Source organism: Thermodesulfobium sp. (assembly GCF_053498235.1).
On record NZ_JBRCUV010000017.1, the window covers coordinates 15,670 to 29,049 of the forward strand.

The 13,380-nt window shown below is 33.1% G+C and carries 15 protein-coding genes and 1 tRNA gene; 13 read left to right on the top strand and 3 right to left on the bottom strand.

The features are described 5' to 3' along the window. Positions 1-9 precede the first annotated feature (9 nt). The 13 genes from ACWIUX_RS01855 (at position 10) to ACWIUX_RS01915 (ending at position 8,414) form a co-directional block, all read left to right on the top strand. Positions 10-447, top strand: coding sequence for a hypothetical protein (locus ACWIUX_RS01855; RefSeq protein ID WP_448589024.1), 438 nt, complete (start codon positions 10-12; stop codon positions 445-447). Between the two features lies 1 nt (position 448). Beyond that, positions 449-1,495: a DUF933 domain-containing protein gene (locus tag ACWIUX_RS01860; protein ID WP_448589025.1), complete on the top strand. Its 1,047-nt coding sequence runs from the start codon at positions 449-451 to the stop codon at positions 1,493-1,495. 18 nt (positions 1,496-1,513) lie between these two features. Next, entirely contained in the window at positions 1,514-2,257 is a 744-nt protein-coding gene (locus ACWIUX_RS01865) for a UPF0280 family protein (protein WP_448589026.1), read from the top strand. A gap of 57 nt (positions 2,258-2,314) precedes the next feature. After that, positions 2,315-2,407, top strand: a tRNA-Ser gene (locus ACWIUX_RS01870). 50 nt (positions 2,408-2,457) lie between these two features. After that, on the top strand, positions 2,458-2,838 hold the full coding sequence (rpsF, locus tag ACWIUX_RS01875; protein WP_448589027.1) for a 30S ribosomal protein S6: 381 nt from the start codon (positions 2,458-2,460) through the stop codon (positions 2,836-2,838). Next, entirely contained in the window at positions 2,822-3,247 is a 426-nt protein-coding gene (locus tag ACWIUX_RS01880) for a single-stranded DNA-binding protein (protein WP_448589028.1), read from the top strand. The genes rpsF and ACWIUX_RS01880 overlap by 17 nt, the downstream gene beginning before the upstream one ends. 71 nt (positions 3,248-3,318) lie before the next feature. Then, positions 3,319-3,552 carry a 30S ribosomal protein S18 gene (gene rpsR, locus ACWIUX_RS01885; RefSeq protein ID WP_448589029.1) on the top strand — a complete coding sequence of 78 codons (234 nt, stop codon included), beginning with the start codon at positions 3,319-3,321 and terminating at the stop codon, positions 3,550-3,552. 96 nt (positions 3,553-3,648) lie between these two features. After that, on the top strand, positions 3,649-4,584 hold the full coding sequence (locus tag ACWIUX_RS01890) for a DUF2232 domain-containing protein (RefSeq protein ID WP_448589030.1): 936 nt from the start codon (positions 3,649-3,651) through the stop codon (positions 4,582-4,584). A gap of 38 nt (positions 4,585-4,622) precedes the next feature. Then, positions 4,623-5,078 carry a 50S ribosomal protein L9 gene (rplI, locus tag ACWIUX_RS01895; protein ID WP_448589031.1) on the top strand — a complete coding sequence of 152 codons (456 nt, stop codon included), beginning with the start codon at positions 4,623-4,625 and terminating at the stop codon, positions 5,076-5,078. Between the two features lie 58 nt (positions 5,079-5,136). Continuing rightward, positions 5,137-6,819, top strand: a complete 1,683-nt coding sequence (dnaG, locus tag ACWIUX_RS01900) for a DNA primase (protein WP_448589032.1) — start codon at positions 5,137-5,139, stop codon at positions 6,817-6,819. Positions 6,820-6,850: 31 nt separating this feature from the next. After that, positions 6,851-7,300, top strand: coding sequence for a tRNA (adenosine(37)-N6)-threonylcarbamoyltransferase complex ATPase subunit type 1 TsaE (gene tsaE, locus ACWIUX_RS01905; protein WP_448589033.1), 450 nt, complete (start codon positions 6,851-6,853; stop codon positions 7,298-7,300). Between the two features lie 8 nt (positions 7,301-7,308). Beyond that, positions 7,309-7,902, top strand: a complete 594-nt coding sequence (locus ACWIUX_RS01910; protein ID WP_448589034.1) for a hypothetical protein — start codon at positions 7,309-7,311, stop codon at positions 7,900-7,902. 56 nt (positions 7,903-7,958) lie between these two features. Beyond that, the gene (locus tag ACWIUX_RS01915; RefSeq protein ID WP_448589035.1) at positions 7,959-8,414 is read left to right on the top strand and encodes a GNAT family N-acetyltransferase; all 456 of its coding nucleotides are present in this window, start codon (positions 7,959-7,961) and stop codon (positions 8,412-8,414) included. 17 nt (positions 8,415-8,431) lie between these two features. On the opposite strand, the gene mfd is transcribed toward ACWIUX_RS01915, so the two are convergent. The 3 genes from mfd to ACWIUX_RS01930 are packed head-to-tail and all read right to left on the bottom strand — an operon-like array spanning position 8,432 to position 13,368. Continuing rightward, positions 8,432-11,764, bottom strand: coding sequence for a transcription-repair coupling factor (gene mfd / locus ACWIUX_RS01920; protein WP_448589036.1), 3,333 nt, complete (start codon positions 11,762-11,764; stop codon positions 8,432-8,434). Between the two features lie 42 nt (positions 11,765-11,806). Then, positions 11,807-12,385: an aminoacyl-tRNA hydrolase gene (gene pth, locus ACWIUX_RS01925; RefSeq protein WP_448589037.1), complete on the bottom strand. Its 579-nt coding sequence runs from the start codon at positions 12,383-12,385 to the stop codon at positions 11,807-11,809. Continuing rightward, positions 12,382-13,368 carry a sodium:calcium antiporter gene (locus tag ACWIUX_RS01930; protein WP_448589038.1) on the bottom strand — a complete coding sequence of 329 codons (987 nt, stop codon included), beginning with the start codon at positions 13,366-13,368 and terminating at the stop codon, positions 12,382-12,384. Before ACWIUX_RS01930 ends, pth begins: the two co-directional genes overlap by 4 nt. Positions 13,369-13,380 lie beyond the last annotated feature (12 nt).

Below are 13,380 nucleotides of genomic sequence, written 5' to 3' on the forward strand. Positions count from 1 at the left end.
AATGAAATTTTGTTGTTTTTAAAGTTCTTAAGAAAAAGTATTTTTCTATTTTCTGCTTTTTTCTTGATTTTCAGCCTATTGCTTTTTCCTACAAATGCTTATGCTTTTAAGGTAGTTGATCAAGGAATATCTAAAATGGCTCCCAACAACCAAGACCCAGAAAGTTTTGAGAAATTGGCAGTTTTTCCACAAGATTGGCCTATATTGTACTATTGGGTAGAATATACCGATGCAACAGTGGGAGATAAATTGGTTGCAAGGTTCCAATACATAGATCAAGAGCCTACTACCTTCTCAGAAGTCTCAGAAGTTGTCGAAAAGCCTGAGGAACTGTGGATTACGAATGTTGCGCTCAATCCAGGGAAAAGCTGGCCTGTAGGAAAATATAAAGTTTCTCTGTTAGTTAACGGCAAGGAAGTATCGACACTTGAATATGAGGTGAAGTAATTTGGTTGGGATAACCGCTTTTCCCTTCTCTGGGAAAACCACAGTTGTAAATCTCTTGTTAAAGAGAAGTAGCGGCCAGAAATTAGAAAACGAAGGTAGAATACCTGTCCCTGATGAAAGGCTTGAAACCTTGAATAAAATTTTTGAACCTGTAAAAAAAACTCCAGCTTTTATAACAATAAAAGAGCTGCCAGCTTTTGATTTAAGAAAAGGGATAGAGCCTAAGTTAATAAGTGAAATGAGGAATACAGATGTTATATCCTTTGTAGCCCGATCTTTTGATATTTTATCCTATCCATATATATATCCAGATATTGATCCGAAGCGTGATATAAAAAAATTTTTAGAAGAACTTATTATTGAGGATATTGCAATCGTAGAAAAAAGGATAAAAACTTCAATAAAAGGCCTGAAAAAAAATAGTCGAGAAGAAAAGGAGATAGAAATTCTTAAAAAAGCCCTACCAATATTGGAAGAAGGAAGGCTTTTTAGAGACGTAGAGCTTTCAGATGAGGAGGCTTCGTATTTAAGGCACTATTCATTTTTGACACTTAAGCCATTTCTTCTGTTGCTTAATATTGGTGAGGCAGATTTAGCTAATACGAACAAGATCGAGGATGAATTCATGGGATTTCTTGGAAACAACACTAAGGTTCTTGCAATTTCAGCAAAGCTAGAAGAAGAATTGTCAGCTCTTGAACCCGAAGAGGCTAAAGAGATGCTTTTAAGTTTTGGGTTAAAAAATTTTGGTTTGGAGAGATTTATTCAAGCGTGTTATGATCTTTTGGGTTATATGACCTTTTTTACAGTTGGACACGATGAGGTTAAAGCCTGGCAAATAAGAAAGGGATCGAGTGCTCTGGATGCCGCTGGAAAAATTCACTCTGACATTGCAAGAGGTTTTATTCGAGCGGAAGTTATTTCGTATGATGACTTTATAAACTGTGGGTCTATGAATGAGGCAAAGAAAAGAGGTCTTTTAAGGTTGGAAGGTAAGGAATATATAGTGAAGGATGGGGACATCCTACATGTTAGATTTAATATATAAAAATAATTTAGATAGATAGTGTATTTAGATTATAAAAGAAGATTTTATATTGAAAGTTTAAGAAAGGATCTAGATTCTACCTTTATAGATGCTGAAGAATCAAAAATTTTAATTCTTTCTAAGAATAAAAATTATAACGTAAGAGATATTGTATTGCAACTCAGAAAAGATATTATTGAACACATAAAAAAAGAAAGTTTTTTCAAAAGTTCCCTAATTCCACTGGAAAATATACCAAACGAACCGTATATCGTAAGAATGATGAAAAAATTTTCAAAAATTATGAATGTCGGACCTATGGCGTGTGTAGCTGGTGCCATAGCCCAAGTTCTTGGTGAAAAACTTTTTTGTGGTGAGGATATAGTAGTTGAAAATGGGGGAGATATCTTCATTTATAAGAAAGATCCCATAAACATAAGAGTTTACACTGACGATGAGATTTTTAAGGACAAGATTATCATAACTGTTGATCAAGGCAAGGATCCCGCACCCATTGGAGTTGCTACCTCCTCTGCAACTATTGGTCCATCTCTTTCCTTTGGAAGGACTTCTGCTACAATAGTAATAAGCAATAACTGTGCTCTCTCGGATGCAGCTGCTACAAGGATAGGAAACGAAATTAAGACTGCTAAAGATCTTGAAAGGATTTTGGACAAATATAAAAGGATGGTATATGATCTAAACATACCAATTTTGGGTATAGTTTGTGTAATTGATTCAAATTTGGCTCTTTTTGGAAAAATAAGGGTTAATTTTGACTAAATTTTTTTATATTTTCTCTATGTTTGTAACTGTGTTATAATATGTTTTGCTTTTTTTGGAGAGGTGCTGGAGTGGCCGAACAGGCTCGCCTGGAAAGCGGGTAGATGGCAAAAAACCGTCTCGAGGGTTCGAATCCCTCCCTCTCCGCCATAATTATTCCCTGCCCATATAATGGGCAAAACCCATAGGGAGGTGTGTTGTTGACAAATTTAAAGATTTACGAGTTGGTAGTTTTGTTTAATCTTGAAGCTGAAGAAGAAAAGATTGATGCGTTGATGAAACGTATTCACGACCTGATTGAAAAGAATTCTGGAGAACTCTTAAAAAGTGAAAATTGGGGGAAAAAGAGACTAGCTTATACAATTAACAATTTGCGCGAAGCTATTTATTTCTATGAGGAATTTAAACTGCCAGCATCTGTTGTAGCTGAAGTTGACAGAATTTTGAAGATCAACGAAATTGTTGTGCGTCATATGATTGTTAAGAAACCAGATATCCTTCAAAAAGCCGCTATAAGTGCCGAAAAGGAGGATAATCAGTCAAAAGAAGGAGAGACTGATTCAGATGAGCAGGTTCAATAAAGTTATTTTGGTTGGTAGACTCGTTAAGGATCCTGAGCTTAGGTATACTGCAGATGGGGTTCCGGTGGCAAGTTTGACTATTGCTGTTAATAGAATTAACAGAAAAAATTCTAGTAGTAACGTAAATGCCGATTTTTTTAACATAGTTGCTTGGCGTGCTACAGCTGAATTTGCCAGTAATTATATGAGAAAGGGCGTTCTGTTTCTTGTAGAAGGTAGGCTGCAAAATAGGAGCTATGAAGCAAAGGATGGTTCTAAGAGGACTGTTACTGAGGTTGTTGCGGATAGTGTTCAGCTCTTGACTTCAAAGCAAGAAAACGCCCAAAAGTCTGAAATTGTAGATGAGGGTGCAGATTTAGATGACTTTATCTTTGATGATGATTTCTCAAAAGGGGACTCACCCTTTTAATATCTAATTTAGTAAGTTTAAGGTGTTTTGAAGAGGATATTAATCTTTTGAATTTTTAAGGAGGGTTTTAATTGGCTTTGCAAAACACGAGAAAAAGAGTTAGGCGAAAGGCTTGTTCTTTTTGCGCCGAAAAGGTTAAATACATTGATTATAAGGACATAAACCGTTTAAAAAAGTACTTAAGTGATAGGGGCAAAATTTTACCCAAAAGGGCAACAGGAGTTTGTGCTAAGCATCAAAGGCAGCTCACAAGAGCTATTAAGAGGGCAAGGATGATTGCTCTACTGCCCTTTACCGTCGATTAAGAATTAGTTACGGGTAGTTAGTCATAGATTTTTAGAACGTGTTCGTTATGTTCTAAGTTCTTTGCTAACTACTCTAAATATTTAGGAGGAGGCTATTTGTTTAAGAAAAACTTTGATGCTATTGAAATAGTCTTAGCCTCATCTTTAGTTGTTTTTTTTGTTTTGTTTGGCTTTTATGTCCCAACTTTAGGTTTTTTGGGACTTCTTTTGATGGCCGTACCTATATGCGTTATTACTTACAAAAAGGGTATTTTTTACGGTTTGTTATCTCTCTTTTTGTCAGGGATTGTACTTGCTATACTTTTGCCATATCTTATTTCAGTAATAATTTGCGCGATTAATTTTTCTCTTGGTATAGTCATGGGACAAATCTTAAAGAAAGAAAAACCGATAAATGTCTTGCTTGCCACTACTGCTGCACTTGCTGGTTTATTTGCTTTAGGCATAGCCTACTTTATTTTAACAGGGCCAAAGGATCTTATGAATAACCTTTATGCAGCGTTCGAATCCTATATGATATCTTATTATCAAGGTTCTTCCCAAATTACAACTGACGAGATAAAGCAATTTGTAAAATCTCTTGAAATCTATCTTCCTTCGTTAATAATACTTTTATTTTTTGTGTGGTCAGCATTTCAGTATAAAATAGTTTTGTATATATTAAGATATGTGTATAGAATTGAAATTGCGCAGTTTGGTGACTTCAAAGAAATTCGAATACCATATGAGTTAAGCTTATTATTCTTGATATCATTGATTGCTAGTTTTTTCCCCATTTCAAGTGAAATTAAAAATGTGTTCCTTAATATTGAATTGATACTTACTCTTGTATATATGTTTGCTGGTATTTCTGTGCTTTTATATATTCTGTCAAAGAAGTTGTTTTTTAAAAACAATACGTTAACGAGGATTATAAATTTTATTATCGTATTGTTATTTGTATTTGTACCTTTTTTGAGCTTTTTATTAATTTTTTTGGGAATTTTCGATTCTGTTTTTAATATGAGAAAATATTTTCACTCAAAATTTTAGATTTATTTTTCGTAACTTGTTAGAGAGGAGATGTTTAGGTGGATAAAATTAAAGTTTTGCTCACTCAGGATATAAAGTCTCTTGGCAAAGCAGGGGATATAGTCGAGGTATCTAGGGGCTATGCGAGAAATTATTTATTTTTAAAGAATTTAGCTAAAGAGGCAACGCAATCTATCATAGATGAGTATGAGAAAATGAAAATTGCTAATAAAAAGAAAGAAGAAAAAAGAATGGCTGAGGCTAAAGTTTTAGCACAAAAGCTTGCGTCAACTAAAATTGAGATTAAAGCAAGGATGGGAGAAAATAACAAATTTTACGGAGCTATAACCTCCAAAGACGTAGCTAATAAACTTAAAGAGATGGGATTTGAATTTGATCCCAAACAAATAACCTTTGAAGGGGCAAAGGTTCCTGGAGAATATGAGGCAAAGATAAGAGTTTACCCTGGCATTTTTTCAACTGTAAAATTGTCTGTTGAAGGAGTTTTAGATTAACAACTAATTGATTTTAAAATAAGATTTTAAATTCTTCAAATTCTGGAATAATATAATTATGGATGATTTTGAATATATAAAAAAACAGATCTCTATAGCAGAAGTTATCGGACATTATGTTCATTTGAGACAAAGGGGTAATAGTTTGGTTGGACTTTGCCCCTTTCATAACGAGAAAACACCATCCTTTTACGTTAATCCTGAAAAGGGTTTGTTTTACTGCTTCGGTTGTAAAGTTGGTGGGGATGTATTTACATTTCTTATGAAGCTAGAAAACCTTACTTTTATTGAGGCTTTTAAAAAGGCGGCCTCAATTTGTGGACTCGAGGTGTCAGCTGAGTTTGAGAATTCTTCTAAGGGTCAGATTTTAAGAGTTCTTAATGAGACAGGGAATTTCTTTTTAGAGAGCTTGTGGAGAGAAGAGGGAAAGAATGCCCTTGAATACTTGCACTCTAGAGGCTTTTCTGATGATTTCTTAAGGGAATATGAGATAGGTTTTGTGCCAGAAGATGCAGGAGAATTAATCGAGAGATTAAAAAAACTTTCTATCTCTGAAGATATAATTTATAAGTCTGCAATATTTTCAAACTTAAAGGAGAAGATTTTACGACTTTCTGGGAGGATTTCGTTCCCCATAAAAAATGTAGAAAATGAAATCATCGCATTTGGCGGAAGGCTTATACGGGATCAGTCAGATTCTCCAAAATACTTGAATTATCCCGATACAATTGTTTTTAAGAAGAAGAATGCGCTTTTCTTGATTGATAAGGCAATTGAACATATAAAAAATTCTAGAAAGGTTATTCTTGTAGAAGGTTATCTTGATGCGTTGATGATGCACCAACAGGGTTTTAAAAATACCGTAGCGTCTTTAGGCACAGCTCTTAATCCATCAGGCTTTAAGAGAGTTGATAAACTTGTAGAAAGGTTAATAATTATGTATGATGCTGATGATGCTGGGAGGATTGCTACAAATAGACTTCTTAATATGACAGACCAGTTCAGTTGCAACCTTTCCGTAGCCCTCCTTCCTGAGGGTTCTGATCCACATGACGTACTGACAAAGTACGGCAAGGACACGATGGAAAAGATTGTACAAAATTACATTAGTGGCGTTGATTTTAGAATTAGTACTATATTCTGTGATCTATCCAATACAATTGAATCAAAAAGGCAAAAATATAGGTTGGCAATTGCACAAATGCAAAATCTGGGAGCAGAAGAAATCGAAGAATATGTAAAGAAAGTTAGTGAAAAGTTGCACATTCCTGCATCAAGAATACTATCTGATGCAGAAAAGATATCCAAGAGAAGAACACCGGGAGAAAGAATTGCATATAATCTGGGTAGTTATTTTGATAGACATATTTTAAGAACAATTATTGAAAGGCCAGATTTTTATTTTTTGCTCAAATCCTTTGATTATTCTATACTTTTTAATGACGATGAATTCTTGCAGGCTGCAGAGGAGATTTTGAATATAGATGGTTTTGATATTGACGATAATATTCTTGATTTATCGGATAAAACAAAGGCAAAGATAAGCCAAATTATACTTGAAAACGTGCCAATCATTCCTGATGATCAGTGGGAAACCATATTGCAACTAGCATGGACAAGGAAAAGCATGTTGTTGTTAAGAGAAAACCTGTCTAAGGATAAGGATGCAATGGTGGAGTTTCTGGATCTGGCAAAAAGAGAAAAAGAACTATCTTCAAAAATTGCAAGGATTAACCTTTGATGTTTCACGATGTCAAAAAGCGAATTTAAAGATGGATCGTAACAGTGAGGTTTTCAAGGTTATAATACGCAGTAAAGAAGAGATGATTGAATTTGGTTTTAAAGTAGGCTCTCTTCTTGAGAAAGGTGATATTTTGCTTTTAAAGGGCGACCTTGGTTCAGGCAAGACTACCTTTGTTAGAGGGATTACTGATAAGGCTTTTAGTCCAAGTTTTACACTTGTGAACAAGTATGATTTTAAGGACACTAAAATTTATCATCTTGATTTCTATAGATTAGAAAAACCTGACTACAATCTTTTTATGGAACTTGAAGAAATTGAAGATGAAATAATAATTGTTGAATGGCCAAAATTTGATTTGCCAATATTTAAAAAGGCTACGGTTTTAGAGTTTCTTGTAAATAAAAATCAAAGAGAGGTTCTAATTAGTGGGAAAAAATCTCGCGATTTCTATCATGTTTGTTTTGAAAGGCGTTCTTAGAAAATAATATGGATAAAAAGGCTAAATTTTTCATAGCGCACATTAACGATGAAACCTTTTTCTTGATTGACGATGACAAAGATGTTATAAACTTTGGCTTCAAGGGGAGTTTGTCAGACAGACTTCATATTAATTTTAAACAATTTTTAGATTTATATGGTATTAATTTGAAAAATATCGATTCAGTATATGTTTGTAGAGGGCCTGGTTCCTTCACTTCTTTGAGGACGATAATACTGTTTGCGAAGACCTTATGCTTATGCTTAGGAGTAAAACTCTTTTCAGCAAATATATTTGAGATATTTCTATGTGGGATAGGAGATAATAAAAAAGGTATTAAAAACATAGCCCTTTTTTCTAAGAAGAATGCTTATTACTTGGCTAATATTTCAAAGGATAAAGATAGTAGTGGCTATAAATTATTTGAAGAAAGTGAATTAAATGAGATGAGCGGTCTTCTAATAGGAGATAAGAAATTAAAAAATTTTAAAAATATTTCCTTGAGAGACATTAAGATAAAGTTTGACATCTTTAGAGAGGAGAACATATACAGCTTTGAGCCAGAATATGGTGTTGAGCTTAATGTTAAGACCTATTATTAATACAGAAGAATCAATACTAGCTAGTTATCAACTTTTATAGAAGTAAAAAAACTCTGATGATGTCTGGAATAGATATTTCAAAAATAGATATTGTTCAAGCTAGCGATTTTTATTGTGATGACCTGATGGAATTTGGAAAAGAACTTCCCTCATTTTATTCAAGCGTTGATTCCTTGAGAAAAGATCTCTTAGACCCATTAAAGTGTTTTTTTGTAGCGCTTTACGAGGGATTGCCAGTTGGTTTCATCTCATTTTTTAAATTATACGATGAAATTCATCTTGCTTACATATATGTAAAAAAGGATTTTAGGAATTTGGGTCTTGGTACAAAACTTTTTAAGACTACCTATGAAAGGTTTTTTCTTAAAGGGAAAGAAATATGGCTTGAGGTAGAAACTACAAATACTATAGCGTGTATCTTTTATACTAAATTAGGTTTTAGAATCATGTACAAGAGAAAAAATTATTATGGCTTAGGCAAGGACGCATGGATAATGAAGAGAGAACCTTAACTAATACTCTTTGAAAACTAACTTGACAACAACGTAATTATAGATATAGCCAGTCCAAAAGGATCTGTGGATACAGATGGCAAAACGACGATTTCTTCCTTTTTGGGCTTTACGAAGAAGTTCTTACTTTTTAGCTTTTCTAGATATTCTTCGGTATTTGGCTTTATTTTGATAGAGTTTTTTGAAATGTGCATTTCTTTTATTCCTATTTTAGTTGCTTTAAGTTTAATTAACGCTAAAAGGAATAGATTTGATAGCTCTTTTGGCATTTTTCCAAACCTATCTTCGATCTCTTCTTGTAAGGAATAAAGCTCTTCTTCACTTTGTATCTGTTGAATTCTTTTATATAAATCAATTCTTAACCCTTCTTCGTTTATGTAGGATTTGTCTATAAAAATTTCAATATCAGCCTTTACCTTAGCAAGTTCTCTGACTAAACCCTTTATTCTAGCAAGCTCTTCAGCAATCATTTCAGTAAATAGCTCAACTCCTATATTTTCCATGTGTCCGTGTTGTTGCGTACCAAGTATGTTTCCGGCACCTCTTATTTCCATATCCCTTAAGCTTAAGTTAAAACTGCTGACTAAAGAAGAGTTTTTTTGAATAGCATCTAGCCTTCTTCTTGCATCTTCTGTGATTTTTTTGCCTGAATTATACAGAAAGTAGGCATAACCTTGTTTGTAACTTCTTCCAACTCTACCTCTTAGTTGATATAGTTCAGAAAGGCCAAAGAGATCAGCGTTGTTTACGATTATTGTGTTTACTTCAGGAAAGTCTAAACCGGATTCTAATATTGCAGTTGATATAAGAACGTCTACTTCTTTGTTTAAAAATTTCTCTAATGTGGTTGATAATTCTTGTGAACTTTTTTGACCGTGTAGTATAGCACATCTAACGTTTCCAACTATGTTTTCTATTCTTTCCTTTAAATTGTTTAGGTTAGAAATTCTTGCATCGACTACGAAGATTTGCCCGCCCCTATCAAGTTCCCTTAAAATGGCCTCTCTTACCAGCGCATCTTTGAAGGTCGATACTATTGAGCGGATAGGCATCCTGTTTTTTGGAGGTGTAAAGATGGTAGACATATCCCGTAGACCACTCAGTGCCATATTTAAAGTTCTAGGTATGGGCGTTGCAGACAAAGATAACACGTCTAGTTCTCTTCTAATTTTTTTAAAAAGTTCTTTTTGCATAACACCGAACTTTTGTTCTTCATCTATAATTAGTAGCCCTAAATTTTTAAACTTTATTTTTTTGGATAATAACGAGTGCGTTCCAATAATAATATCTATTTTATGATCTCTTAAGTCTTGTAAAATTTTTTCTTTGTTCTTTGAAGAAATTCTTGATAAGGCTTCAACTCTTACTCCAAGTGGGTCAAATCTACTTTTGAAAGTTCTAAAGTGTTGGTCAGTTAATAATGTAGTAGGGGCAAGCACTGCAACTTGTCTTGATGCAAGCACTGCCCGATATGATGCCCTTATTGCTATTTCTGTTTTTCCAAAACCGGCATCAGCTATTATCAATCTATCCATTGGATATGGTTTTGACATATCTGAAAAGACATCTTCAATAGCCCTTTCTTGATCCGGAGTCTCTTCGTATCCGAAACTCTCTTTTAGTTCCAACTCTTCTATGGAAGGTTCTTTGCTCTTTGAATACGCCCCTCTTTGAACGTTACGTCTTGAGGCTTCTATAGAAACTATTTCATGTGCTATTTTTTCAGCAAATTCTTTTGCCCTTTTCTTTTTTGAAACCCAATCGTTTGCCCTAAGACTTGAAAGTTCTACTTCATCTGATCCTATATATTTTGAAAGTCTTGTAAATTCTTCAACTGGTATATATAACATATCGCCATCTTTATATAATATTTGTGCGTATTCCTTTTGAACCTTGTTGAAATTCATAAGATTTAGACCTATAAATCTTCCTATTCCATGATCTCTGTGTACTACTAGGTCGTTATATTGGAGCTCTTGAAGACTAGATATGTTCTTGTAGCGACTTACTTTTTTCTTTACCTCCTTTGTAGAAAATTCTTGAGAGGTAAAGATTATTAAATTTTCTTTAATACTGTATTTTTTTGCTACATTTTTATCTATTCCTTTTATTTCAATGCCTGTTGGGTATGCTCTTTCTGAAAATACCAATTGAGGATTTTCTAGGTCTTTGAGGAAATCAGGTATGTGATTTATGGCTAATTCGACTGTGTAGTTAGAATTTAAATACCAATTTATAGTATTTTTTATATCTTCGGTTCGTCCTCTTGGGAAAAGAGGGGCTATTTTAATTTCCTTTGCAAAGGGTTTTAAAAGTTGGCTGTCAAAATCGACTATATTTTCAAATTGTTTGTCTAAATTGAAGTTTCTTGTAGAAAGATCAATAAAAGGATTTACAATTCTGTAAACAAAGGATGGCATCTGAACGTATATTTTGTTATCAGTCTGAAAATCTCTTAATTTTTTAACTTCTTCTAGAAGTCTAACTATTTCTAGTTTAATTTGATCCTTTTCTACAAAAAATATAGTCTCAAATTCATTTAGTAAAAATTTTAAATTTTTTTTAAAAAACAAATAGTTCTCAATACCATTAAAATTAACGTCATTTTCAATATTATTTATTTCTTCAGCGACTATATCTTTCTCGTACTTTGGCAAATTTTCAAAAAAATCTTTTATTTCCTTCTTTTCTTTTGGTGAGAATCTTAGAGCTTCAATGACAATTAGATCGAAATTATTAACCTCTTTAAGGGTTCTTTGGTCTTCAGGGTTAAAGTATTTTATTGAGCTAACAGTGTTGTCACTAAAAATTAATCTGATTGGATCTTCTGAGTAAAATGGGAAAATATCTAGAATCATTCCTCTTACAGCGTATTCTCCAGGCAATTCGCATAAGTTCTTTCTTGTGTAGTTCTTGCTAATTAAATTTATAAGTTCTTCTCTATTAATCTCTGTATTCTTTTTAATTGAGACAATTTGAAAGTTTTCTTCTATTGGAGAAAGTATGGCCTTTACTGAACTAATCAATACAGCTCTTTTTTGTGCAATTATTCTTTGAGAAATTATCCTGTAAGAAGGGGAAAGCCTTTCGCCGAAAAGGATATCCCAAGCTGGGTACAGCGAAAAATTAACTTCCTCTTCTGAGTTGTTTTTCGTATTTCTTTTGAGAAAATTGTATGCCTCTTGAGAGTCTTTATCATTTCTGAATACAAAGAGAGCCTTTTTGTTGTTTTTTGCAAGATAAAGAATTAAAAACAAAGATGTCTCGGGTTGTACGTTTATAATTTTATTTTTATAATCTTTTATGCACTTTTCAATAATTTTCTCGAAAAATTCGTCCAAAAACTTCACTTCAATATTTTCCTCTTTATAATTTTTTTTCGTTTCTAGGATTTAAGTGGTAATTTTAACTGTTCCACATTTTTTTAAGGTTTCATCTTCTCCTTCATTTAAAAAGGTTTCAAGACAAGATTTTACAGCTTCAAATATCTTGGGCAAGCACAAGAGTTCCTCACTGTCAAAATTTGAAAGAACGTAATCACGTGCTTCAACTCTTTCCTTTCTTCCTATGCCTATTCTTATCCTTGGGATTAACTGCGTTCCAAGCTCTTCTATTACCGATTTCATGCCTCTATGGCCTGCGCAACTTCCTTTTGCTCTGAATCTAATTGTTTTATAAGCCAAATCTAAATCGTCATATATGACTATTATATTTTTAGGTTCGATTTTATAGAAGTTTGAGACTCTTTTGACTGCTATTCCAGATTTGTTCATATATGTATCAGGTTTAAGTAAAACCAAATTGTTAAATTTTTCTACAGATCCAGAGAATTTAAAACCAAGATTTTCGGCTAAGAAATCTAGAAAAAGGAAGCCAACGTTGTGCCTTGTTAACCTGTATTCTTCTCCTATATTTCCAAGCCCTACTATTAAATATATATCCTTTTTAGGCATCAAGTTAAACAAACTCATAAATGAAAGACCTCGAAATTTAAGGATAATAGTATATAAAGAATATATAAAATGAAATTAAAAAGCAAAAACTTTGGCTTTATAAAGCCTCTTCTAATAAGAAAGTATAGATAAAGAGAAGAAATAATTGTTATTAAGCATAGTTTTAATGCCTTCTCATCTAAATTCCATGTACTCAAGATCAACCCAACCATTATTGGAAAGGAAGATTGGAAAACCATTGCACCTGTAATATTTGATATAGCGAGATGATCTTTCCCCTTAATTACCCAAGTTATTGAATTAAACTTTTCTGGTAGTTCAGTTGCAATAGGCGTAAGTACTACTGAGATTATAAATGGATTTATTCCGATAATTTTTGCCAGTGATTCAATGCTCGTTACAAAAAAATAAGATGATAATAAAATTCCAGACAAACCTATTCCTAATTGCAAAAATATAATAAAAGTAGTTGGTTCCTTTGATCTAGAAAACAAAAGTGCTTTCAATTCTTCTTCCTCAAATCCTTCATCCTTTTTGAAAATAAAGTAAAGATAGATTAGATATGATAAAAGAAAAAATATGGAAAGAAGGCTCTTTAAATTTTTAGCAAAAATTGATATTAACAAAGCCAAAGAAAAGTTTAAGATAAAGAATTTCATATCCAAAAGAAGCGGCTCTCTTTTAAAAGTTAAAACTTTATTGCTATTCCTAAAATAGGTAGGTAATGCTAGTAAAGAAAAGGTTAACGTAGAAAGCATAAGGGGTGCGCCAAGAATTGCACCTATACCAATTTCTTCTCTAGAAGTAAAAGAGGGTAGGGTTAAGAGGGCTATTATTGGAACGATTGTTTCTGGCAAGGCAGTAGAAACGGCACTAAAAACGCTTCCAACCACCGAATGCCCAAAATCTAAATTTTTCCCAAGCCACTCTACTGCATTTGTAAAAAGCTCACAAAATATCAATATTGCTAGTAAGGACAAAATTAGTGTTAAAAAGGCCATAAGCAAACTTGT

Excerpts from the sequence above, each read along its gene's own strand:
- ACWIUX_RS01915 (WP_448589035.1), top strand. The coding sequence starts at position 7,959 with ATGATGTCTGGAATAGATATTTCAAAAATAGATATTGTTCAAGCTAGC.
- dnaG (WP_448589032.1), top strand. The coding sequence starts at position 5,137 with ATGGATGATTTTGAATATATAAAAAAACAGATCTCTATAGCAGAAGTT.
- tsaE (WP_448589033.1), top strand. The coding sequence starts at position 6,851 with ATGGATCGTAACAGTGAGGTTTTCAAGGTTATAATACGCAGTAAAGAA.
- pth (WP_448589037.1), bottom strand. The coding sequence starts at position 12,385 with ATGAGTTTGTTTAACTTGATGCCTAAAAAGGATATATATTTAATAGTA.
- ACWIUX_RS01910 (WP_448589034.1), top strand. The coding sequence starts at position 7,309 with ATGGATAAAAAGGCTAAATTTTTCATAGCGCACATTAACGATGAAACC.
- ACWIUX_RS01930 (WP_448589038.1), bottom strand. The coding sequence starts at position 13,368 with ATGGCCTTTTTAACACTAATTTTGTCCTTACTAGCAATATTGATATTT.
- ACWIUX_RS01880 (WP_448589028.1), top strand. The coding sequence starts at position 2,822 with ATGAGCAGGTTCAATAAAGTTATTTTGGTTGGTAGACTCGTTAAGGAT.